This is a genomic window from Sorangiineae bacterium MSr11367, from assembly GCA_037157805.1.
Lineage (GTDB): Bacteria > Myxococcota_A > Polyangia > Polyangiales > Polyangiaceae > Pendulispora > Pendulispora rubella.
The window spans coordinates 9,343,961-9,365,878 of record CP089983.1; the positions used below are offsets into that span (position 1 = coordinate 9,343,961).

The window sequence follows — 21,918 nt, forward strand, 5'->3', positions numbered from 1 at the left end:
GGATCGCTCGTTCCTGTACGGAGGCTTTGCGAAGTACAGGAACGACGACTCCCCGGAGTGAGTCCGAAGGGAGCTCGCTCCATGAGGAAATGGGGTGACCGACGGGGATCGCTCGTTCCTGTACGGAGGCTTCGCGAAGTACAGGAACGACGACTCCCCGGAGTGAGTCCGAAGGGAGCTCGCTCCATGAGGAAATGGGGTGACCGACGGGGATCGCTCGTTCCTGTACGGAGGCTTCGCGAAGTACAGGAACGACGACTCCCCGGAGTGAGTCCGAAGGGAGCTCGCTCCATGAGGAAATGGGGTGACCGACGGGGATCGCTCGTTCCTGTACGGAGGCTTTGCGAAGTACAGGAACGACGACTCCCCGGAGTGAGTCCGAAGGGAGCTCGCTCCATGAGGAAATGGGGTGACCGACGGGGATCGAACCCGCGACAGCCGGAGCCACAATCCGGCGCTCTACCAAGCTGAGCTACGGCCACCATGCGACGTTGACGTGCTGTCTCCGTCTCACGGCGGCCCTTTTAGCGCACTTGTACGGAAAGGACCAGAGGTACGGCAGAGAAACGTCACAGAGAGGTTCCGACCGCGAAATCTGCGGCAATGACGGCCCTGACCCTGGCGATCTCGGGCTGCGTCGTCGACGACCGACGGCCCCCGAGGCCAATACGCCGATAGGGACGCGGCCAATCGAGCACCGGGTGACTCTCCTCATGTTTCCCGCTGTGGGGAACGCCCGCGTTCGCCACGACGGGCAAGGCAAAGCACGGCAGGCCATGTTACAGACCGAGCACGATGAGCGATCTGGATCCTTCTACGCTGAAGCTCGACACCTTGTGCATCCACGCCGGCCAAGAGGCCGACCCGCTCACGGGCGCGGTCATGACCCCGATCGTGCTCTCCAGCACCTTCGCGCAAGACGGCCCCGGTGAGCACAAAGGGTACGACTACTCGCGCGCGGGCAACCCCACGCGCAACGCACTCGAGGCGTGCTTCGCCGCCCTGGAAGGCGGACGCCATGGCATCGCCTTCGGCAGCGGGTGCGCCGCCACCATGGCGCTCATCCTCACGCTCAAGACCGGCGACCACGTCCTCGTCGGCGACGACGTCTACGGCGGCACCTTCCGCATCTTCGACAAGGTGATGAAGCAGTTCGGCATCGACGCCACCTTCCTCGACATGAGCGAGCCCGCACGCGTCAGCGCCGCCCTCCGCCCGCAAACGCGCATGATCTGGATGGAGACGCCCTCCAACCCGATGTTGAAGATCTTCGACATCGCCGCCATCGCCGACATCGCGCGCAAAGCACAGTTGCCCCTCGTGGTCGACAACACCTTCGCCACCCCGGTACTTCAGCAGCCGCTCGCGCTCGGCGCCACCGCGGTGGTGCACTCCACCACGAAGTACCTCAATGGCCACTCGGACGTCGTCGGCGGCGCCATCATGACCAGCGACGACGCCCTCGCCGAGCGCCTCCATTTCGTTCAAAAAGCCGCTGGTGCGGTACCCAGCCCGTTCGACTGCTACCTCGTCCTCCGCGGCGTCAAGACGCTCGCGGTGCGAATGGAACGACACGTCGCCAGCGCCCGCAAAGTCGCCGAACGCCTTACCTTGCATCCGCAGGTCGCCCGCGTTCACTACCCCGGGCTACCGAGCCATCCGGGGCACGCCCTCTCCGCGAAACAGATGTCCGGCCCCGGCGGCATGCTCAGCTTCGAACTTCGCGGAGGCCTCCCCGCCGCCACCGCGTTCCTCAAGGCGCTCCGCATTTTTGCCTGCGCCGAAAGCCTCGGTGGCGTCGAGTCCCTCGCAGAACATCCTGCGATCATGACCCATGCGAGCATCCCCGCGGAAGCACGCGCCCAACTCGGCATCGGCGATGGCCTCCTCCGGCTCTCCCTCGGCATCGAGAGCGCGGACGACCTATGGGCCGACCTGGAGCGAGGCTTCGCAGAAGCCAAGCGCATCTAACTTCGCGTGCCGACGCCCCATCGGTTATCCTTACTCGGCTTGGCCGAGCTTCGGTCGTCCCCGGGGACCCACGAGGAGACATGAGAATGCGCTTGTCGAAGAATTCGACGAAGGTTTTCGCGACGACGTCCACACTTCTACTTGCTGCCCTTTCCGCCTTTTCTGTTCTGGGCGTGGGCTGCTCCGATTCGAAACCCGCAACGGCGAAGGTCGCCATCGAGTCGTTCCTCGGGCCGGGCACCGAACAAGACGTCAACACGTCCAACAAGTGCTTATTGAGGTCCGAGGCCTGGGCCACCATTGGCAATCCCGACAACACCACCGTCGAAGATGGCACGGCCATCGACACTTCGCAGGTCGCCGTGACGTGCACCGTCCGCCCCGACGGCGACGGCTTCTACGTCGATGCCAAGGCCGAGATCCAAGGCCGCAAGGGGTTCTCCGTCTTCGGGCACTTCACGCAAAAAGGCGATCAGAAGGTCGGCGCCGCGTGGAGCGATCCGAGCACGGGCGTCTTCCGGCAAGAGGACTGCGTGGCGAAGTACGACCACGCTCCGCAAAACGTCGAGAAGGGACGCGTCTGGGCGCAGGTCACCTGCCCGCATGCCGTGTACGTGACCTCGGGTAGCACGGAGCGGATCTGCCAGGGCACGTCCGAGTTCCGCTTCGAGAACTGCACGCCCGAATAAGCGCGCAGGTCTCGATCTACATCTCCGACAAGATGCCGCGGACTTCTTCCGCGACTTCGAACTCGGGGTTCGTCTCGAGGAACGCGTTCAAGTACTTCTTGGCCGCCACCATCTCGCCGCGCGCCAGGTACGCGAGCCCCACGGCGTGCAGTGCATCGCCGTCGCCGGGGCTCTGCGAGAGCGCCTCCATGCCCTCGCGGACGGCCTCCTTCGTGTCCCCCAAGATGCGAAGTACGTGTGACAGCGCCACGCGCGCCCCGAGGTGCGTCGGCGACACCCGCAGGCACGCGCGGTAGGCATCGCGCGACGGCTCGATTTCGCCGCTCTCGTACAAGCCGATGCCCGCCAGGTAGAACGCGTACGGGTTGGTCGGGTCGCGTTGCAGGACGTTGCGCAGCGCAACGAGGGCCTCACGGAAGCGTTCCTCGTGCAACAGCTCCGAGGCTTCCTCGACGGCTTCCCAGTGCGCCGCATCCCTTCCTTCGTCGTTGGCTGGCTTCGGACGCAAGCTCATCGCACTTCTCCGTTCTCGGTTTCTTCCATGCGGGATGCCGCCAAATCGCGGCCCCGCGGCGGTTGCAAAAATGCGACGCGAACCGCATCCGGAATGCGGGTTGGACGCCCCTTCGCCGCATCGATGAAGCCCCACGTCGTCGATGCCTTGGCCAGCAGAGCTCCATCCGCGCAATGACGTACTTCCGTTATGCGAATACATTTCGCGGCCTGTGCGCTGGCGACCCACGTTCGCACCTCAAGCCTGTCACCGCGTAATGCCGGACGCAGATAATCGACTTCGTGACGCCGGACCACGAACACCGCACCCAATTCTTGGTACGCACCATAGCCAAGCCCGACCGCCTCGGAATGGGCCACCGCCACGTCCTGCACCCAGCGAACATACGCAATATTGCTCGCGTGACCGAGTGCGTCGATGTCGTCCGAGGTGACCTCGATGGTGTGTGCGAAAATGGGTTCTGAGTGCACGTCACCCTTCGTATACGTCGAAAACTAGCTCGCAGGGCACGGAATGTGCGTTGTTACGTTTCATGGGTCTGCGCGACTGGCCGGGTTTGCCAGGGGGGATTGAAGCTTGGGCAACGTTCCGTGAGATGTATCTGATGCCGCGCGACATCGCGCCCATCCTCCCCGAAACGCAAGCCGGGGACGACGTGGTGGTGTTGGTGCACGGCTTCTTCGCCAGCGCCGGAGTCTTTCGCCCGATGCGCAAACGCATCGAGGCGGAGACGGGTGCGCGCGTGGCGAGCTTCACGCACCTTCCCGGCGTGGGCGTGCGCCGCATCGCCCTCAGCCTGACGAAGCTCGTGGATCGCATTCCGCGCGGCGTTCGCGTGCACCTGGTCGGCCATAGTTTGGGCGGCCTCGTAGCCCGGTGGTATGTCGAGGAGCTCGGCGGCCACATGCGGGTGGCGCAAACCATCTCCCTCGCGAGCCCGTTCGGCGGGGCGCGCGCCGCGGACCTTTTCCCGTACTTCGTCGGCGCCGACCTGCAGCGCGAAAGCGAAGTGCTCGCGCACATGCGCACGCGCACGCCGGCCGACGTACCGCACACCTCCATCGTCGGCACGGCCGACCGCATCGTGCACCATAGTGCCGGTGTCTTCGCCCACGGAGAGCACATCGTGCTGCCGGGACGCGGCCACAACACGCTGCTTTACGACACCGAGGTCATGAATCTCATCGTGGCGCGCATCCGCCGCTTGCAGCGCTCGAATCCGGCGACAGAAGCCGCGTGACGTGCTAGCCACACGGGCGACGTGCGTACCTCCGCCCTTCGCTTTCCAAGCCTAACCGCCTCTTTCGTTTTTACCTTCGCGTTGGCATCGGCCCCCAAGGTGGCCAAGGCCGACGTCACCTCGTGGTTCGCCTTGGGTGGTGGCTTCGGCCTCCAACGCGATGGCGCCGCCGACTCGTTCGACCGCGCCGGCACATTCAACGCGAGCTTCGGCGTGGGAACGTCGTCGAACGCATCCGTCGTGGTCGGCGGTATCGCCCGCTCGGTGACGTACTTCTCCCTGGGCACGGATCTGGGCATCGCCGCCCGCATCACCAGCGGCGGCTTCTCGCGCGGGGATTGGGGTCTCGCCTTCGACGCCGGCGTCGCCGGCCGCCTCTGGAAAGATGGCGATCACGGCCGCACGCCGCTCCAAGCCGTCGTCACCCTGGGCATGCCCTGGGGCCCGCAACTGGCCGTTGGCGCGCAGTTCCTGAGCCTCGCCGGGAATACGGGTACGGCGGGCGGGTTCGTCGCTCTGGAAATCGATCTCTTGCGCCTTACCGTCATGCGCAAAGGCAAGACGGATTCTTACTGGTTCAACCCTTCTCCGGCCGGCGGTCGCGAACAGTAGTCTTAGCCATGCAACACCGAACTTACTTGGCCGCGCTGCTCCTCGCATCGATGGCCTGCAGCGACGATCCTCCTCCTCCCCCACCCGATATCTCGAAGATAAAGCTCTGGGGCTCCGTCTACGGCGACGGCGAGCCCATCGCCGGCACGCGCGTTCTTCTCGGTTCGGAACCGACGTATCGTCGCTTCGACGACGCGCGAGCACCGGCGATCACCATCACGGGCGCCGGGGGCGCCTTCCAATTCGAGCGCGTTCACAAGGAGGTCAGGGATCTCCACGATCTTTCGGTTCGGGACGACTCCCTCGGCCGCCCACTGATCACGCGCTTTCTCAACCTCAAGGAACTGGAGGGCACCGGCCTTTTCATTTCGGGTGAGCGTCCGCGCAAAGGCTGGTCGACCACGGTGTTTGCCAACATTTCGAACCTGCCGGCCAATGCGCGCCTCTTCTACATCGTATTTGGTCATGTCATCGACGTTCAGCAGGACGCAGGTTTGGCATTCCACTGGAACGGTGGGTACCAGGACGACGTATACATCCGGGCCATCGTGTACGAGGAAGACAGCGCAACCCATCTGCCGCTCCGCTATCTCGGAACGGCGGGCAATTGGGTCCGCGTGACGCATGGGCAGCCGACGCAATGGCTCGCCACGTTCGAATCCATTCCCACGACGGAAACGGAATTCCGATTGTCTCCGCCGGAGAACGGTCCGCCGCCCGACAGCGTGGCGGGCACCATTTTCTTGGATGCGGGCGACGGCAGCAACGCCCGTGAGGTCGCTCGCCTCTCGAGCGGCACCGGCAGGGTGACCTTGCCCACGTTCTTCGGCGTTCGCTACACGCTGCGCGCCGAGCAACGAACAGCCGCGGGACGAAGTCGTATCTTCCGGAACTTCGCGCCCGGCGACGCATCGATCCAGATGAAGTTCGCCAGTCCGCCCACGCTGCTCGATGCACCGGCCCCGAACGGCACCATCGAGCGCGATGCGACGCTCCGCTGGGAGGGAGACGGCCTTGCGCGCGTCGTGGTCGATGCAGGAAGCGCCTTCCGTATCGAGACGTACACCGCGGCGAAAGAAAGCTCGCTGCCCCAAGCCGTGCTCGATCTGCTTGGGCTCACCGTTCCTGCGAATACGCCGGTCGAGCTGACGGTCACCCGGTATCCCGGGCACACGAACATCAACGACGCCGCCATCAACTTCCGCGCCGAAGACCAAGACGCAGCCGACGCGCCACCGCTGCCGCTAACGATCCACTGAGCGAGGACAGTTGAGCGCGCGGCTGCGGCGCTCGGCCTCGCGCGCGCTCACCGAGGTGGGCTTCGCGCTTCCCCATCGCTCGGTGACGAAGCGGTAGGCGTCGCACGCGGCGGGAACGTCACCGAGTTGCTCTCGCGCGATGCCGAGCCAGAGATGCGCGCGCACGTTCATGGCGCCGTGGTGGAGGCCCTGACAACTCCGCGTCGCCGTCTCGAGCAGCGGCGCCGCCCGCACGACGTCGCCGGCGGCCAAGCGCAGATGGCCCTCGTAGGCCTCCATGGCGCCAATGTTGTAGTTGCGCGCGCGCGGCACCTCGGAGTAATCCGCCGCCAGGCGCGGATCGAGAAGCAACGCCTCCGCAGCGTGGTTGCGGACGCCCGCCATGGGCCCCCAGCGGAAGATCCAGCGCTCGTACGCGTCCATGCGCGTGCGATTCACGCGCTCCCACGTCTCGGTGGCCTCCTGCCAGCGGATCATCGTGCGGCGATTCTGCCCGAAGGCCAAGGCCAGCAAGAACGGCTTCGGGTACTCCGTGGCGAGGTTCGATTCGCCGCGAACCCAAGCCTCGTTGCGGTGCAGAAAGCGCTCGGCCATGTTGGTCGCTTCCGTGTCGCGGCCCGTTTCCAGGAGGGCATCCACCGACGTGACCGTCGCGCACAGGTGCGGATCGAGCGTGGCCGACCCCGTCGAATGGCGCTCCAACCCGTCGGCGAACTTGAGCGCACCATCGAAGTCCCCCATCCACACGGAGAGCTTCGCCATGTCGCAGAGCCGCGTGGGCTCCCGGTCTGCGGGGGGCAAATGCTTCCATCGCAAGAGCAGCGCTTCCTCGATGGCCTCGCGCGATGCACCGCGCGCAGCGAGCGATGGCGCGAGCTCCTGGTACGCCGCCGGCTCATCGGGCTCCCAGGAGATCCAACTGCGTGCGGAGGCAACCGCTTCCTCGCATCGACCAAGACGGCGAAGGGTGCCGCTGCGAATCTCCATGCAGTCGACCGCGCCCGGTGCAACGTCCAGGCATCGATCCAACGCTGCGAGCGACTCCGCGCCTCGCCCGAGCCATATGAGAATTTGCGACTCCATCGAATAGGCGTCGGCATACCCAGGATCGAGCTGGGTCGCCTTGCGCACCATGCCAAGAAGCGCTTCGAGCTGATCGGCACGCATCACGGTACTGCGTCGCCGATCCACGTCGAGGACGTAGAGTTCCGCGTCGTTGGGGAAACGGCGAATGGCGTCGTCGAAAGCCTGAATCGTTTCAGCCTCACGAGGAGAGTCCGGTGCAATGAGCAGCGCCCACGCATCGAGCACCACGCGATCGCGTTCGCTCATGGTATCGCGAAAGCCCATCGCGCGTCGCAACTGCTCACGCGCCCGTGACCTTGGCCAGTAGGAGTAGGCGAGCATGGTGACGCGAAGCTGCGGCTCGGGGCACATCGGATCGACCGCCGCCGCCTGCTCGAAATAGCCGAGCGCGCGTCGGTATGCCGACTCGCGAAGCGCGCGCAGTCCTTCCTTGTACAACGCCGCCGCGGCAGGCACGCATGACGGCGAGACCGGAAGAGCGGTCACCAGCACCGGGGGAGACGCTGTCGAAGAGGCCGCGGTTCCCGCCGGGGAATCGTGCCGGCGCACGGCGCGAAAGGCGACGATTGCGGTGGTGAGGGCTATCAAGGCCGTGAAGATCGCCGATGCAAGCCACACGATGTGCTTTCGCCGCTTCGACGGCGACGGCAGGGGCGGCTCTTTGACGGCGCTCGATCGCTGCGTGCTCGCCGTGCTCGGCGCCAGCACGGGAATCAGCGAGTCCATCGTCGGGAAGCGCTCGTCACGCTGCTTGCGCAGCGTCTTCAGGATGGCGCCGCTGATCTCCGAGGGAAGCGATGCGCGCACCGCATCGCTCGGATCGTCCGCGAGCACCGAGGCGAGCATCTCCAGGGTGTCATGCCCCGGCCAGGGGAGCCTCCCGGTCACCAGCTCGTACGCCGTCACGCCCCACGCGAACTGATCGACCCGCCCATCGAGCGGCTCGCCGCGAATCTGCTCCGGGGCCATGTACGCGGCGGTCCCCATGATGCAATCGGGCACCGCGGTGGCGAGACCGAAGTCGAGGATCTTCACGGCACCGTCGTCGGCCACCATGACGTTCTCCGGCTTGACGTCGCCGTGAACGAGTCCCGCTTGGTGCGCGGCGGCCAGGCCGCGGGCGACCTCGCCCATCCAGCCGATGCGCCGGTCCAGATCCGGCGTCGCTTCGCCGACGTAATCGCGCAGGCTTCGCCCGGCGATGTACTCCATCGCAAGGAAGGGCACGCCTTCGTGCTCACCCACGTCGTAAATGGTGACGACGTTGGGATGGCTCAACGTGGCCGCCGCGCGCGCCTCGCGAAGCAGATGCTCGGTGGCCTGCCCATCCGGTGAACGCCGCAGCACCTTCAGCGCGACCTTGCGATCCAAGGTCGTATCGTGGGCCAGGTACAACTCGCCCATACCGCCCATGCCGATACGCCGCCCCAGCACGTAGCGCCCGAAGCTCGTCCCCGAGACGAAGCGCGTGCTCTCGGGCGGCAGTCGCTCGCGCACCGAGAGGCGGCGCAGCGAGGCATCCGCCGACACGTCCTCGGCAATGCGATCCAAGGTGTCGCGCACCACCACGGCCGACAGCGGACGGTGCTCGCGCTCCTTCGAGAGCAGGCTCCCCACCAGGTCGTCGAGCGCCGGCGGCACGTCGGGACGGAGGGAAGAGACACGGGAAGGCTCGAGCAGCACCAGCTTGGCCAAGGCCGTGAGGGCGCGAGAGCCCTCGAATGCCTCCGTGTCGGTGAGGCAGCGAAAGAGCATGCACCCCAGCGAGAACAGGTCCGCGCGCCCGTCGAGATCCCGCACGCCGTGGGCCTGCTCCGGCGCCATGTATCCGGGCGTGCCGACGATGACGCCGGTCATGGTCGCATTGGTCTGCGACGACTCCATCGAACGCGCGAGGCCGAAGTCGGCAAGCTTGGCCTGCACGAGATCTCCCCCGGGGAGCAGCACATTGCTCGGCTTGATGTCGCGGTGCAGGATGCCGATCGCATGCGCCGCCGCCAAGGCATCGGCGATGCGCCGCGCGACGGTGATGACCTCGCATACGTCGAGGCGCTCGCGCCGCAGCTTCGACGCCAGGGTCTCGCCATCGACCCACTCCATGGCCAAGTAGGGCTGCCCCTCGTCACCGACACCGTGCGCGATGTGGCGCACGATGGCGGGATGCCGCAACTTCTCCAGGGCGTCAGTCTCGGCGTCGAAGCGCCTCAGCGATCCGGGGCCCGTCTTGCGTACGACCTTGAGGGCGACGATCTCGCCCGAGCTCTGGTCGAGCGCGCGGTACACGATGCCCATGCCGCCGACGCCGGCTTCTTCTTCGATGCGAAATCGAGCGGCGAAAAGTTCGTCATCTTTCGCGCGCAATGCATCGACGAGAGACCGCGAGACTCGTCTCAAAAGTTGACCCCCAACACAAAGCGAGCCTCCTCTTGCATCTCTTCTTGGCTGCCCGTGCTTTCACGAAGGGCCTCGAGAACGGCCGCGCGGAACTCGCGCCGGGCGTAGGTGAGGCGGTTGTTCACGTCGCGGACGGAGATCCCGAGTTGTTCGGCAATCTCTGCGTAGGAGGGTCGGTCCGCTTCGTCCTTCAGGTGAAACAATTCGAACACGCGAAAGTGTACCTCTTTCCCCTGCCGCTGACACGACGACCGGAGCGATTCGACCGCCACTTCGAGCAGATTTCGCACCCACTCGACCTCGAAGACTTGCTCCGGGTCGGGCAGGCTGGACGCTTCCTCCCCGAGCTCGTCTTCGGCCACCTTGAAGTCGAGTTGGAGGAGTTTCACGCCACCACCGCGCTTTTTCGCTTGGTTGTGCCGTCCAAGGTCGACCACGAGGCGGTCGACACACACGCGCACGAAGGTGCGGAAGCGCGCGCGGCGCGGCTCGTAGCCCCGGAACGTTTCTTTGTCGATCGTTCGCAGGAAGAACTCCTGCGTGATCTCCTCGGCTTCGGCCGGCTCTTTTCGCCAGCGAAGGCGCACGTACTTGTAGATCGGCTTCCAGTACATGCGCGCGAGGACCTGAATGGATCGCGAACGCAGCGCGGGATCCACGCTATGCACGCCGTAAACGGCCGACGGTGGCGTCGTCGGGAAATCTCCCCCGGCTCGATTCATGTTAACCAACCGATGATAGGGGCGACCTTGCTCATTAACGACTCACGGGTTCTCCCCCATGACGCAAGTGTGCAACGCTTTCGCTTGCCGGTCCATGGCGCATCGCGCCGATGGCGCCACATGTTTGTGACGGAAAGCCGGGGTGTTGCGCAAACATCTTGACCGGTAGGAAGTAGGCTTTTTAAAGGCCACGCCCAGTTGCCCGATCGTCTGACCAGCTACTTCTTACCTTCTTCGACCTTCGGCGGCTGGCGCGTCTCGTCGGCTTTGATCGAGTAGCGAACCAGGGCTCGAAGCACCTGGTTGCGATCCACGTTGCCGACGACGCTCTTGATGTCCTCGTAGACGCTGGGATCGACGAGGAGCGCACCGAGGGTGCCCTTGCCCTGCTTGAGTCCGTGCACGATGTCGCGCATGTCGTCGCTCATCGCGTTGACGTTGCCCATCAGGTGCTGCGAGTTGGTGTCGCCGTAGATGAGCGCATGCGCCAAACCGTTGCCGGTGCGGATCGCTTCGAGGTCTTTGTGGACCTCGGACATGGAGCCCGACGCGCTCTTGGAGAGCTCGCCGTCGTACACCAGCGCGTGCGCAACGCCGGGGCCTTCGCGCAGGTGCGTGGTGACGTCGTGGAAGTCCGCGCTCGCGGCCTCCAGGTTGGAGAGCATGCGATCGAACTTCTGTCCCTCTTGGGGATCCATCAGGGCGCGGTGCACCACGCTGTCGTTCTTCGCGATGCCCTGAAGGACCTCGCGGAGGCTGTGCACGCTCACCTTGACGTCTTCGGAGAATTGCGGATCGCTCAAGAACCGCGTGCCCGTTTCCACGTTCTCGAGCGCCTTGCCAGCTTTGTTGGCGATGTCTTCGAATTTGACGATGTACTTGTTGAGGTCGAGCGGCTCCTCGGTCTTCAAGTTTTGATCGGGGCCAAGGATGCCGCCCTTTCCATCGGAGGAGAGCTCGATCATCTTGTCGCCGAGCAGGCCCTTGTTGGCGACGCGCGCCACGGTATCGTCGCGCACGCGCTCGGCCTCGCGCTTCACGACGTTGAGGCGCACGTAGATGCGCACGTCGCGTGGGTCGTGGTTGTGCCCCACCGCTTCGACCGTTCCAATGTCGACGCCGCCCATGCGCACGGGTGCGCCCGGCTTGAGGCCCGCAACGTCGGAGAAGGCGGCGTTGTAGGTGACCTTGGGGTCCCAGAGCCGTCGATTCTCGCCAATGAGAAAGACGGCGATGCCGCCGAGCACCAGCGCCGCAAGAACGAAAATCCCGACTTTAATCGACTTTTCCATGCATTCCCGGGCACGCTAAGGTTGAAAAGAGTCTAAGAGGCAAGAAGCGACGAGACGTCTTCCGTCTCCGGCGCCTTGCCGTCGATGAAGTCTCGAACGTAGGGCTCGTTCGTGTTTCGGAAATCGTCCATCGAGCCCGACATGAGCACCCCACCCTTGCCCAGCATCACCAGGCGGTCCGACACGGAGAAGGCGGTGCCCATGTCGTGCGTGACGACGATGCTCGTGATGGAGAAGGCCTTCTTGATGCCGTTGATGAGGTGATTGATCCGCGCCGTGTTGATCGGATCGAGCCCGGTGGTGGGCTCGTCGTACAAGAGCACCTCGGGCTGGAGCGCCAAGGTGCGCGCCAGGCCTACCCTCTTCTTCATACCGCCGGAGAGATCGCTCGGGCGCATCTCCTCGATGCCCGGCAAGCCCACGGCGGCCAGCGACTGCGCGACCCTCTCGCGGATCTCGTCGTCGGTCATCGTGTCCCAGAACTGCTCGCGCAATCCGTAGGCGACGTTCTCGCCCACGCTGAGCGAGTCGAAGAGCGCCGCGCCCTGGAACAGGTAGGCGATCTTCCGACGCACGTCGTGCATGTTGCGCTCGGCGAGGTCCTGGATCTCCTTGCCGTCGAAGGTGATCTTCCCCGCATCCGCACGAAGCAAGCCGATCAGCATCTTGAGCATGACGCTCTTACCGCTTCCCGATGCCCCGAGCACGGTCGTGGTCTCGCCACGCCGGATCTCCAGGTCGAGATCGGTGTAGATGATCTTCGGGCCGAACCGCTTCTTGACGTGGGAGAACTTGATGAAAACGCCTCCCACGGGCGTCACCGGCTCTTCCCGATGCAGCCTGCCGCGCCCCGCGTTTTCGCGCTTCACGCGAGGCATCCTAGCACGGACTTTTTACTTGGCTTCGGCCGGTTTACCGGTGACGGCTTTCGCGCGGCGCTTGCCCGAGGCGCGCTTTTTGGCGCCCGAACGCTGCCCCATACGCTTGTCGATCCACTCGGTGAGCGGGGCGGCAACGTAGATGCTGGAGTAGGTGCCGGCCACGATGCCGATGACCATGGCGAGCGCGAAGTCGCGGATGACGCCCGTTCCCCACACGAAGAACGCGAGAACGCTGAGCATCGTTGCGCCAGCGGTAAGGATGGTGCGCGAGAGCGTCTCGGAGACGCTCAGGTTGATGATGTCACCAAACGACTTACCGCGGTGCTTGGAGAGGTTCTCGCGGATGCGGTCGTAGACGACGACCGTGTCGTTCATCGAGTAACCGACGATGGTGAGCACGGCGCCGATGGTCGAGAGCGTGACTTCCTTCTTCAACAGAACGAACACGCCCAAGATCACCATCGCATCGTGCACGCACGCGATGACCACGCCCGGCGCGAACCGCAGGTCGAACCGGAAGGCGAGGTAGAGCATGATGAACACAATGGCGATGGCCACCGAGTTGCGGGCGCTGTCGCGAAGCTGCTTGCCCGCCTTGGGACCGACCCACTCGACGCGCAGCGGTTGGTCCGGCACCGTGTCCGCACCGAGCTTGCTGCGCAGACCGTCCATGAGCTGGTCGCCCTTGGACTGCAGCTGGATCTCCACGCGGTTGTCGCGCGGGTTGATGATCTGCGGGTTCGTCGCCGAGGCCTTGATGTTGATGCCCGCAACGCTGCGGATCTGTTCCTTGAGCTTCTCGAGATCCGGCGCCGTGTCGTAGCGCGTGGAGATCTTGTCGCCACCGGGGCTGAACTTCACCTCGGTCGCGCGGGCATTCTCGGGGCACGCCTTTTCATCGGCCACCGGCGCCGCGGGGTCCGCCGTGAGGCAGAGGGCCGCCTTGAGCTTTTCCTTGGTGACGTCGTCGACCACGCTGATCTCTTGGACGCGGACGAGGAAGTGGTTGGGATTTTTGAAGTCCTGAACCTGGATGACGTCCGGCGTGTGGTAGCCCAGCGACTCGACCGCCTGACGCAAGGTGTGCGCGTCGACGTTCTTGTTGAAGGCTACTTCGACCTCCGTACCGCCGCGGAAGTCCGTTCCGTAGTTCGCCCCGGGAAACCACAACGAGACCGTGGAGGCGACGACGAGGAAGAGGCTCAGGGAGATCCAGAATCTCCGCTGCCCCATGAAATCGAAAGTACGACCTGGTTTGAAGAGCTCCATCTTAGAACTCCGCACCCACGCTAAGGCGCTTGACCTTGGCGCCGCGCGCCCACCAGTCGAAGACCAAACGCGTGCAGAATACACCGGTGAACAAGCTGCACACGATGCCGACGATGAGAGTGACGGCAAAACCCTTGACGGGACCTGTCCCGTACTGGGCCAAAATCAGACCCGAAATGAAGACGGTGACGTGACCGTCGAGAATCGATGAAAACGCCTTGTCGTATCCAGCTTCCACCGCCGCACGCACGGTTCTTCCGGCGCGGAGCTCTTCGCGGATGCGCTCGTTGATGAGCACGTTCGCGTCGACGCCGATACCGACGGTGAGCGCCAAGCCGGCGATGCCGGGCAACGTCATCGTGGCGCCGAAGGTGGAGAGAATTGCCAGCTGGAGGAGCAGGTTGAAGAGCACCGCCAGGTCGGCCACCACACCGGATTTCCGGTAGTAGAACGCGAGGGCCACGAGCACGAGACCCACGCCCGCGGCCGCGCCCTTGAGGCCTTCGCCGATGGCATCGCGGCCCAGCGACGGACCGATGCGCGACTCGTTCGACGGGGTGACCGGTGCGGGGAGTGCACCGGAGCGGAGCACGAGCTCCAGCTTGCGCGCCTGCGCGAGCTGCTGCTCGGGATCGCCCGCGCCCATGGTGATGCTGGCACGACCGCCACCGATCTTCGCCTGAATGACCGGCGCGGAGTCGACCACGTCGTCCAGGATGATGGCGAAGCGGCGCTTGATGTTCGAGCCCGTGATCTCTTCGAAGCGATCGGCACCTGCTGGGCTGAAGGTCAGCCCGACGTAGTACTTGCCCATGCCCTGGTTCTGCTCCTGCGCGACGTTCGCCTCGGTGATGCTGTCACCGGTGAGCTCCGCGCGGGAGAACATGTAGAACGTGCGCCAGCCGACCTCCGTCGTCTTGCTGGTGTCGGGATCGTAATCCTCGATGGCCAAGAAGCCGACCTGGTGATCGTCGGGTACCGGCAAGGTGGCTGCCCACTTCTTGAACCGCTCGCGAGACTGGGTCATCGTCTCGTTCTCGCGCTTGGTGATACGCGCGAAGTGCGACTGCACATTCTTGCCGGGGCCGGCGGGGGCGTTCTCGTTGTAGATGGCGATGCCCTCGCCCTCGGGCAGCTCTTCGTCTTTGATCTTGCCGAAGAAGTCCGCCTCGTCGTCCACCATTTTGAACTCGAGGCGGGCGGTGCGGCGGATGGTGTCGCGGATGTCGTCGAACTGCTTCTCGTTGTCGCCCGGCACCTCGAGGATGATGTCCTCGTCGCGCGTGGTGACGCTCGCCTCGCGCAGACCGAGGCCGTCGACGCGGCGGACGATGGTCTCTTTGGCTTGGGCCACCGCGCGCTCGCGGATCTGCGACTCGACCTCTGCGCGGATCTTGAAGGTGACCTCGTCCGCGCCCGGGCCGCGCTGCAGCGCCAGCTCGGTGGTGAACTTCTTGGTGAAGCGGTCGTCGATCTTGCTGACGTCACCCGCGTCCTTGAACTTGAGGCGCAGGATGGCGCTCTCCGGCGTGGCCACGTGCACCTTGCTCTCGAGCTTTTGCAGCTCTTCGCGCGATACGCGACCGTCACCCGAGTGGAAACCGAAGCTGGTAGCCAGGTCCTGCCGCATGTCGTCGGCGAGGTGATCGCGCTTGTCGCGGATGGCCTCCTCCACCTCGACGGTGTACGCGAGGCGAAGACCACCGCGCAGGTCGAGTCCGGGGGCGATGCCGAAGTCGATGCGGTCCTGGATGTACTGCGGACACACGAGTTTGCCGTCGCTCATGCGTGAGACGGTGGGCCAGAGCACCAACGATCCCGCGAGGAAGGAGCAAACCACGAGGCCGATCTTGAAGCGCCAGGCGCCGTCCATCAGCGGGAGCAGGCCGACCAAGCACCAGATGATGACCAGGCCGCAAACGACGATGCCCCAGAACGAATCGGCGCGGAAAAAGAGGTAGCCGCCAACGCCGGCGTTCAAAATGATGAGCAAGAGGCGCATCTTCGACGGGACGACGAGAAGCGCGAGAAGTCCGACGAGGATGCCGACGGACGCCGGCCACGCCGGGTCGATCTGCAAGAAGCGCTCGGAGATGACGGCGAAAACCGCACAAAGGCCGATGATGGCCAGCGCGATGCGAGAAACGGTGGTCATTTCTTTTCCGCGGCCGGTTTCGCGTCCTTCGCCTCCGCCTTGGCGGGAGCCGTTTCAGGCGTTGCTCCGAAGGCGTTGATGGACGAAGACAGCATGGTGACGGTGGTGCCGGGGGCGATTTTCACCTTGGCCAGGCGCTCGTCCATCTCCAGGAGCTCTCCGACGAGGCCCGAGTTGGACACGACACGGTCGCCCTTTTTGAGCTTGGACCGCTCGGCCTGTTCCTTCTTCTGCCGGCGCGACATCAAAAAGAAGAACGGCAGCAGGATGAGGATCGGCAGAAACATGATGAGACTGCCGCCGGGGGACGCCTGTTGCTGCGAGGAGCCTCCAGCCGGAGCCTCCTGCGCGACGCCGGGGGTGCCTGCTTTGGGCTGCACTTGCTGAAAAAATAGGGATTCGGTCGTCACGTAGGAGCTGCGCTTTCCTTAACGGGCGTACACGCCCGGCGCCGCTGAAGTAGTCATATCGGGGGCGTTCGTCAATTGCGCTTTGGAGCGTGCTCATCAATCCCTGGCACAGCGGAAGCCAACATTGGGGCCCGCCTCCATGGAAGACCCCCAATTTCGACTGGTGGTTCGGCTGGCCGAGGGCGACGAAAGCCAGCCTCCACCTCGAAGGACGTGGCTCGCCCCAGCCCGGGGGGCCGCGCCCTCTGCCACATGCTCCGCGTACCAGTCGGAGGTCCACTCTTCGACGTTGCCGGTGAGGTCGAGGACGCCGAAGGGGCTCGAACCCTGGGGATGGGTCCCGACCTTGGCGGGGCGTTTTCCCGTGCAGGTGCGGGAGGAAGAGTCGCGCACGAGGGTCGCTGCCACGGTGCAGTAGGTCCAGCCGCCGCCCCAGGGATAGCGCGCGGGGAAGGTTGCGCGGGCGGCGAATTCCCACTCCGCCTCGCGCGGGAGGCGCTTGCCGAGGGCGCGGCAGTAGGTGTCGGCGTCTCGCCAGGTGACACACGAGACGGGCAGGCTCGGGTCGTCGAGGTCGTACGTGCAGTCTGCACTTTTTCGCGCGGGGCGCGCGCACAGGTGCCGGTCGACGCAGCCGCGGTACGCCTCGACGGTGACCTCGGTCTTGTCGAGCCAGAACGCGGCCACCGTTTCTTTGTGCGGCGGGCGCTCGTTGGGCGGTGCCTCGGGATCGGCGCTGCCCATGGTGAAGCGACCACCGGGCAAACGGAGCATGCCGTCGGCGAAGGGCACGGTGTACTTGGGCGTGGACACGCGCGCCGGGGGCTTCGGCGGCGCGGGCGCCGGTTCATCGGTCTCGCCGTCCTCGGGCGGAGGTGCGTCGCTCGCGACGCCCGACTTTCCACGCAGCGGTGGCGTGTCCTGGGGCTCCTGTTCGTCCTGCGCGTGCGCCACGGCGATGGCCGAGGCGAGCAGCAGCCCTGCGAAGAGAAGGCGCTTCATCAACCTGAAATCGGCGCGGGCGGCCTTGCCTGCGGCGTGGCCCAGCGAACGCAAACGCCGTAGCCATGGGCCATCGCGTAGCCCAATTCGACGCGGACGCGCACGAGGGCATGGCAGCCGAGTTGGCGGCCGCGCTCGCGCAGGGCCTCCGTCACGTCTTCCACGTTGGAATCACCGTCGAAGCCGATGGCTTGAAGAAGCGCCATCTCGTAGAAGGGTTGCGGCGGGGACTGGTTGCCCACGTAAAGCTGCACGTCGCGCCCCGTGGGGGGCTGCGGCTGGCGCAGAACGATTTCGTGCACCTCGGTGTAGCCGCCGCAGCCCATCAACGTGCCCATCATGCCGGCGAGAACGAGAAAACGTTTCACGGCGTCTCTCCTTCGCCAGGCGACGGTGGGGCGGGCGGCAACGGTGGGGCGGGCGGAGCGTTCGACACGACAGGCTGGTTGCTCGCCGTGAGCGCGCGCCCGGTCATGGTGACGATCATCACCTCGTGCGACGCGGGATACGCACCGGTGCCGTAGCACCGATAGCGCGACGGCCAGCAATTGTACGAATAGAGGCCCGACTGCCAGTAGTTCACGATTTGAAAGCGCGCGTTCACCCGCTCGATGAACGCTGCATTGCCGCCCAATTCGGCCACGCGCCGCGCGAACGTCGGCAGCAGGTTCTCGATGACGCCATCCTCACCGACCGCGTGCACTTCGACGAAACCGAGATCGCGCCCACCGGGTGGCGGCGACGTCGTGTAGATGGCCACGGGGCCCGAACGCGCAGGCAAATTCAAAGGCCCCGTGCGCACGGCGCTGGATCCCACCGACGAGCAGCCGAAGCTGCCCAACGCGGCGATGGCAAGGAGGGCGAGGGATCGAAGCACGCTAGGAGCTTAGAAAATGCCCAGGAGTCCGCAAGCTCGTTCCTGCTTACAATCGGGTTGGAACGGCTGCGGAAGAAGGGCTTCCCATCACCCTGAGCCTTTGGGGTCGCTGGTCGCTCAGAGCAAGTTGGTGGCCAGCTCGGCGAGCTCGCTCCGCTCGCCCTTGGCGAGGACGATGTGGCCGGCGAGGCGCTCGCCGCGGAATTTCGCAGCCGCGATGGTCAGACCATTGGATGCGCTGTCCACGTACGGATTGTCGATCTGGCCGGGATCGCCCGTCAGGACGATCTTCGTCCCGTCGCCCGAACGCGTCACGATGGTTTTGACCTCGTGCGGCGTCAGGTTCTGCGCCTCGTCGACGATCATGAATTGCTGCGGCAGGGAGCGCCCGCGAATGTACGTCAACGGCTCGACTTGAATTTGCCCGCTCTCGAGGAGCTCGGCGTAGACCCGAGGTCCCTTGCGCGCGCCGCTCGAGAAGAGGAATTCCAGATTGTCGAAGATGGGCTGCATCCACGGGTTGAGCTTCTCGTCGACGTCGCCGGGAAGGAATCCAATGTCGCGCCCCAGCGGCATGACCGGACGCGAGACGAGCATGCGCGTGTAGATGCCGTCTTCGACGGTGCGCTTCAAGCCGGCGGCCAGCGCCAGGAGCGTCTTGCCCGTGCCCGCCTTGCCGACGAGGGTGACCAGGCGAATCGATTCGTCGAGCAGCAAGTCGATGGCAAAGCTCTGCTCCTTGTTGCGCGGACGGACGCCCATCACGCCCTCGCGCGGGGTGCGCAGGGCGCAGACTTCACGCTTGGTGGCATCGTAACGTCCCAGCGCGGTGTGCGAGGGATTGGAGCGGTCGCGCAGCAGGATGCAGGTGTTCGCCGTCAGGTCGTCGAAGTTGGTCGGGATGTAGCGACCGTCGTGGAAAAAGTTGTCCACCTCTCCGCTGTCGACCTCGAGCTCCTTGATGCCGGTGTCGACTTGGTCGTCCTCGACGCGGACGTTCTCGTACGTCTCGGACACCATGCCGAGCGCATCGGCCCGGATGCGCAGGTTGGTATCCATGGTGACGAAGATGGTGGGACGCCCTCCGTCCTGCTCGCGCACGTCGAACGCGGTCTGCAAGATGGCCTGGTCCATGGCCGCCTTGTCGATGGCGCTCGGCAATTCCGGCCGCTGGGCGGGGACGGCCACGCGCAAGCTCCCGCCCGAATCGAGCGTCACGCCCTTGGCGAGCGACCCGCCCTTGTCGCGAAGCTCGTCGAGCACGCGGGCAATCTGGCGCGCATTGCGTCCGCGTTCCGAGCCCTCCCTCTTGAACTGGTCGACCTCCTCGATGACGTAGATCGGGATGATGACGTTGTTGTCTTCGAAGCGGAAGACGGCGCGCGGGTCATGCAGGAGGATGTTCGTATCGAGGACGTAGTTTTTCTTCATGTTCGTGGGAGCGGTGGCGAGGACTCCTTGTCTTTTTTGGAGCGTACCTCAAGTCTCAGCGCCCTTTCTGCTAAGATTTTACCGCACCGAGAATGCTGCCCGCGTGGCTGAGACAGGTCGATCCACTGCTGCGTGAGCTTTCGCAACGCGTCACCCTTTTGGGGGCAGCGACCCCAGCCAACGCACGCGAAGAACGCGTTCGACTGCAAGGTTTGGCCGCGTCGGGAAAAGCCGCCGTTCCCGCATGGGAATACGTGCGGCGCGACATGTCCGTGCTGCGCCGCCAACTGGATGCAGTTGCATCTGCGTTGCATGAATTGCGGGACGAGCCGCTGGCCGATCTCTACATGGCGCGCGTGCAGGAGTGGCGGCTCGAGGCGAGCCTCTGCGCGTGCGTGGGCACCAAGGAAGCGAGCTCGCTGGCGGCGCGAAGGTTCGCCTCGTTCGACGCCGAAACGGAGGCCGCGGCGGATGCTCTCGCAGAGGATTGGATCCTCCCCCACCCCGACCCTCCCGCCGCTTCCGGCCCACCCACCCCGGGAGCCGAAACGGCAGACGCAAGGGCTCCCTCCCCCTCGGAGGTCCGCGGCTTGCCGCGGCCGACTTTCAACGCAGCGGGAGGGTCGGGGTGGGGGAGCGAATTTCTCGAAACCGACTCCCCCCACCCCGAGTCGCTTTTGTCCCTGCTGCAGGCGGAAATCGGGCGCCGGCGCATCCCATTTGCCGTCGTCGTGCACCCGCACCTGTCGGCGCTCGCGGCAACGGGGCATCAAACCGTGTTGGTCGCTGCCGGAAGGCGCATCGGCCCCGAGACGGCGCACCGCACGGTGCTGCACGAAATCGAGGGCCACGTTCTTCCGCGTGCACGCGCAGCGCATGCACCCCTGGCGATCTTCTCCGTGGGCACGGCCCGAAGTGCCGATGAGCAGGAGGGTTACGCCCTCGTTCTCGAAGATCGACACCACTTTCTCACGCCATCACGCCGCCGCGAGCTCGCCGGTCGCTATCGGGCCGTGCGCCGGATGCGGGAAGGCGCCACCTTCGTCGACGTCGTCCGCGACCTCGCCGGCGTGGGCATCGACCCGCGCGAAGCCGTCGTCATGGGCGAACGCGCCTTTCGCGGGAGCGACGGCACCTTCCCGGGCCTGGGCCGCGAACGCGTCTACCTCGAGTCATACCTCCGGGTGCGCGCTCGCTTGAGCGACGTGCCCGACGACGAAGCCGTGCTCGCGTCGGGCCAGATCGCCCTCGATGCGATCCCGGCGCTCAGGCCTTGGTGCGCTTCGACTTAGGCTTTGGCTCGCTAGCCGCCACGGTCATCGCGCGCAGCGTCTCCATCACGTCCGACACGATGGTCTTCGACCCCGGCGCCAAGCCGCTCGATGCCACCTGCGGCATCATTTCCGGCATCTTCATTCCGATGCACCCGTCGAGCAGAAGACAGGCGAGTCCGTGCACCACGGACCAACCAAACACGATGAGCGCCTGCTCCGAAGGGTGCGCCGGCAAACCGTCTGCCACGCACGCGTGCACGATCTCCAGCAGCCGATCGAACGCCTTTTGGCCGCACTCCTTGATGTGCGGAAATCGATCGATGTCGACGAAGTCGCGCCGAAACATCACCCGAAAATGCGCGGGGTGCTGGTGGGCGAAGCGCACGTACGCCTCCCCTGCCGACACGAGCCGGTCCACCGGACGCTCGCCGGCGTCCGCCACCGATTCGATCTCGCGATCGAGCAGGATGAAGCCTTCCTCGGCCACGGCGGCCAAGATCGACTCCCGATCCGGGAAGTAGTGGTACGGCGCCTGATGACTCACACCGGCGCGGCGGGCCACCTCGCGCATGCTCAGGCTTGCAAGGCCCCCCTCGTCGATCAACTGCACGGCCGCTTCCAGAACGCGAGCCCGTACGTCGTCCTCTGCCTCGATGCGCTCTGCGGTTTGGGTCTTGGATCGTCGGGGCATTACGTCGGGAGTCATTGCCATATCAAAAAAATCTCCGGACGCCGAGCATCCGCACGAAAGCTGACCCCGTACCTTGACATTGTCAAGACCACTATCTAGACACTGTCAGTAGACACTGTCTGGGAGGCGCTTTCATGCGTGCGGGCATT

At 65.1% G+C, this 21,918-nt stretch carries 20 protein-coding genes and 1 tRNA gene; 6 read left to right on the plus strand and 15 right to left on the minus strand.

The window, feature by feature from the left end:
* Positions 1-405 precede the first annotated feature (405 nt).
* Positions 406-482, minus strand: a tRNA-His gene (locus tag LVJ94_35860).
* Positions 483-795: 313 nt separating this feature from the next.
* Between LVJ94_35860 and LVJ94_35865 the strand changes: the two genes are divergently transcribed.
* Positions 796-1,971 carry a cystathionine gamma-synthase gene (locus LVJ94_35865; GenBank protein ID WXB02281.1) on the plus strand — a complete coding sequence of 392 codons (1,176 nt, stop codon included), beginning with the start codon at positions 796-798 and terminating at the stop codon, positions 1,969-1,971.
* A gap of 80 nt (positions 1,972-2,051) precedes the next feature.
* Positions 2,052-2,660: a hypothetical protein gene (locus tag LVJ94_35870; protein WXB02282.1), complete on the plus strand. Its 609-nt coding sequence runs from the start codon at positions 2,052-2,054 to the stop codon at positions 2,658-2,660.
* A 16-nt stretch (positions 2,661-2,676) separates the two neighbouring features.
* Here the strand turns inward: LVJ94_35870 and LVJ94_35875 are convergent, their stop codons facing one another.
* Positions 2,677-3,174: a tetratricopeptide repeat protein gene (locus tag LVJ94_35875; GenBank protein ID WXB02283.1), complete on the minus strand. Its 498-nt coding sequence runs from the start codon at positions 3,172-3,174 to the stop codon at positions 2,677-2,679.
* Positions 3,171-3,644: an acyl-CoA thioesterase gene (locus tag LVJ94_35880; protein ID WXB02284.1), complete on the minus strand. Its 474-nt coding sequence runs from the start codon at positions 3,642-3,644 to the stop codon at positions 3,171-3,173. Before LVJ94_35880 ends, LVJ94_35875 begins: the two co-directional genes overlap by 4 nt.
* A gap of 134 nt (positions 3,645-3,778) precedes the next feature.
* Here LVJ94_35880 and LVJ94_35885 point away from each other — a divergent pair, with 134 nt between their 5' ends.
* Genes LVJ94_35885 through LVJ94_35895 form a run of 3 tightly spaced genes read left to right on the plus strand, consistent with a single transcriptional unit; the run spans position 3,779 to position 6,285 of the window.
* On the plus strand, positions 3,779-4,414 hold the full coding sequence (locus LVJ94_35885) for a hypothetical protein (protein WXB02285.1): 636 nt from the start codon (positions 3,779-3,781) through the stop codon (positions 4,412-4,414).
* A 21-nt stretch (positions 4,415-4,435) separates the two neighbouring features.
* Complete coding sequence (locus tag LVJ94_35890) at positions 4,436-5,026, plus strand: hypothetical protein (GenBank protein WXB02286.1); 591 nt, start codon at positions 4,436-4,438, stop codon at positions 5,024-5,026.
* Between the two features lie 8 nt (positions 5,027-5,034).
* Complete coding sequence (locus LVJ94_35895; protein WXB02287.1) at positions 5,035-6,285, plus strand: hypothetical protein; 1,251 nt, start codon at positions 5,035-5,037, stop codon at positions 6,283-6,285.
* Here LVJ94_35895 and LVJ94_35900 read toward each other — a convergent pair.
* The 11 genes from LVJ94_35900 to LVJ94_35950 all read right to left on the minus strand — a co-directional run bounded on the left by LVJ94_35900 (position 6,271) and on the right by LVJ94_35950 (position 19,804).
* Positions 6,271-9,732, minus strand: a complete 3,462-nt coding sequence (locus LVJ94_35900) for a serine/threonine-protein kinase (GenBank protein ID WXB02288.1) — start codon at positions 9,730-9,732, stop codon at positions 6,271-6,273. The two genes, LVJ94_35895 and LVJ94_35900, sit on opposite strands and share 15 nt — an antisense overlap.
* A gap of 29 nt (positions 9,733-9,761) precedes the next feature.
* Positions 9,762-10,487, minus strand: coding sequence for a sigma-70 family RNA polymerase sigma factor (locus LVJ94_35905; GenBank protein ID WXB02289.1), 726 nt, complete (start codon positions 10,485-10,487; stop codon positions 9,762-9,764).
* A gap of 218 nt (positions 10,488-10,705) precedes the next feature.
* On the minus strand, positions 10,706-11,779 hold the full coding sequence (locus LVJ94_35910) for an MlaD family protein (GenBank protein WXB02290.1): 1,074 nt from the start codon (positions 11,777-11,779) through the stop codon (positions 10,706-10,708).
* Positions 11,780-11,811: 32 nt separating this feature from the next.
* Positions 11,812-12,648 carry an ATP-binding cassette domain-containing protein gene (locus LVJ94_35915; GenBank protein ID WXB02291.1) on the minus strand — a complete coding sequence of 279 codons (837 nt, stop codon included), beginning with the start codon at positions 12,646-12,648 and terminating at the stop codon, positions 11,812-11,814.
* Positions 12,649-12,672: 24 nt separating this feature from the next.
* Positions 12,673-13,893, minus strand: coding sequence for a protein translocase subunit SecF (gene secF / locus LVJ94_35920; protein ID WXB02292.1), 1,221 nt, complete (start codon positions 13,891-13,893; stop codon positions 12,673-12,675).
* A gap of 37 nt (positions 13,894-13,930) precedes the next feature.
* A complete protein-coding gene (gene secD / locus LVJ94_35925; GenBank protein WXB02293.1) occupies positions 13,931-16,084 on the minus strand; it encodes a protein translocase subunit SecD in 2,154 nt (717 codons plus the stop codon).
* Positions 16,081-16,494 (minus strand): preprotein translocase subunit YajC, encoded by a 414-nt coding sequence (yajC, locus tag LVJ94_35930; GenBank protein WXB02294.1) that lies wholly within the window; start codon positions 16,492-16,494, stop codon positions 16,081-16,083. Before yajC ends, secD begins: the two co-directional genes overlap by 4 nt.
* Before the next feature lie 96 nt (positions 16,495-16,590).
* A complete protein-coding gene (locus LVJ94_35935; protein WXB02295.1) occupies positions 16,591-17,496 on the minus strand; it encodes a formylglycine-generating enzyme family protein in 906 nt (301 codons plus the stop codon).
* Positions 17,496-17,864, minus strand: a complete 369-nt coding sequence (locus LVJ94_35940) for a hypothetical protein (protein WXB02296.1) — start codon at positions 17,862-17,864, stop codon at positions 17,496-17,498. Before LVJ94_35940 ends, LVJ94_35935 begins: the two co-directional genes overlap by 1 nt.
* Entirely contained in the window at positions 17,861-18,373 is a 513-nt protein-coding gene (locus LVJ94_35945; protein WXB02297.1) for a hypothetical protein, read from the minus strand. Before LVJ94_35945 ends, LVJ94_35940 begins: the two co-directional genes overlap by 4 nt.
* A 117-nt stretch (positions 18,374-18,490) precedes the next feature.
* Entirely contained in the window at positions 18,491-19,804 is a 1,314-nt protein-coding gene (locus tag LVJ94_35950; GenBank protein WXB02298.1) for a PhoH family protein, read from the minus strand.
* Positions 19,805-19,896: 92 nt separating this feature from the next.
* On the opposite strand from LVJ94_35950, the gene LVJ94_35955 reads away from it, so the two are divergent.
* Entirely contained in the window at positions 19,897-21,096 is a 1,200-nt protein-coding gene (locus LVJ94_35955) for a DUF1704 domain-containing protein (protein WXB02299.1), read from the plus strand.
* Here LVJ94_35955 and LVJ94_35960 read toward each other — a convergent pair.
* Positions 21,071-21,769 carry a TetR/AcrR family transcriptional regulator gene (locus LVJ94_35960; GenBank protein WXB02300.1) on the minus strand — a complete coding sequence of 233 codons (699 nt, stop codon included), beginning with the start codon at positions 21,767-21,769 and terminating at the stop codon, positions 21,071-21,073. The two genes, LVJ94_35955 and LVJ94_35960, sit on opposite strands and share 26 nt — an antisense overlap.
* Between the last annotated feature and the right edge of the window lie 149 nt (positions 21,770-21,918).

Excerpts from the sequence above, each read along its gene's own strand:
- LVJ94_35960 (WXB02300.1), bottom strand. The coding sequence starts at position 21,769 with ATGCCCCGACGATCCAAGACCCAAACCGCAGAGCGCATCGAGGCAGAG.
- LVJ94_35875 (WXB02283.1), bottom strand. The coding sequence starts at position 3,174 with ATGAGCTTGCGTCCGAAGCCAGCCAACGACGAAGGAAGGGATGCGGCG.
- LVJ94_35885 (WXB02285.1), top strand. The coding sequence starts at position 3,779 with ATGCCGCGCGACATCGCGCCCATCCTCCCCGAAACGCAAGCCGGGGAC.
- LVJ94_35935 (WXB02295.1), bottom strand. The coding sequence starts at position 17,496 with ATGAAGCGCCTTCTCTTCGCAGGGCTGCTGCTCGCCTCGGCCATCGCC.
- secF (WXB02292.1), bottom strand. The coding sequence starts at position 13,893 with ATGGGGCAGCGGAGATTCTGGATCTCCCTGAGCCTCTTCCTCGTCGTC.
- LVJ94_35870 (WXB02282.1), top strand. The coding sequence starts at position 2,052 with ATGAGAATGCGCTTGTCGAAGAATTCGACGAAGGTTTTCGCGACGACG.
- LVJ94_35865 (WXB02281.1), top strand. The coding sequence starts at position 796 with ATGAGCGATCTGGATCCTTCTACGCTGAAGCTCGACACCTTGTGCATC.
- secD (WXB02293.1), bottom strand. The coding sequence starts at position 16,084 with ATGACCACCGTTTCTCGCATCGCGCTGGCCATCATCGGCCTTTGTGCG.
- LVJ94_35950 (WXB02298.1), bottom strand. The coding sequence starts at position 19,804 with ATGAAGAAAAACTACGTCCTCGATACGAACATCCTCCTGCATGACCCG.
- LVJ94_35910 (WXB02290.1), bottom strand. The coding sequence starts at position 11,779 with ATGGAAAAGTCGATTAAAGTCGGGATTTTCGTTCTTGCGGCGCTGGTG.
- LVJ94_35955 (WXB02299.1), top strand. The coding sequence starts at position 19,897 with ATGCTGCCCGCGTGGCTGAGACAGGTCGATCCACTGCTGCGTGAGCTT.
- LVJ94_35895 (WXB02287.1), top strand. The coding sequence starts at position 5,035 with ATGCAACACCGAACTTACTTGGCCGCGCTGCTCCTCGCATCGATGGCC.
- LVJ94_35905 (WXB02289.1), bottom strand. The coding sequence starts at position 10,487 with ATGAATCGAGCCGGGGGAGATTTCCCGACGACGCCACCGTCGGCCGTT.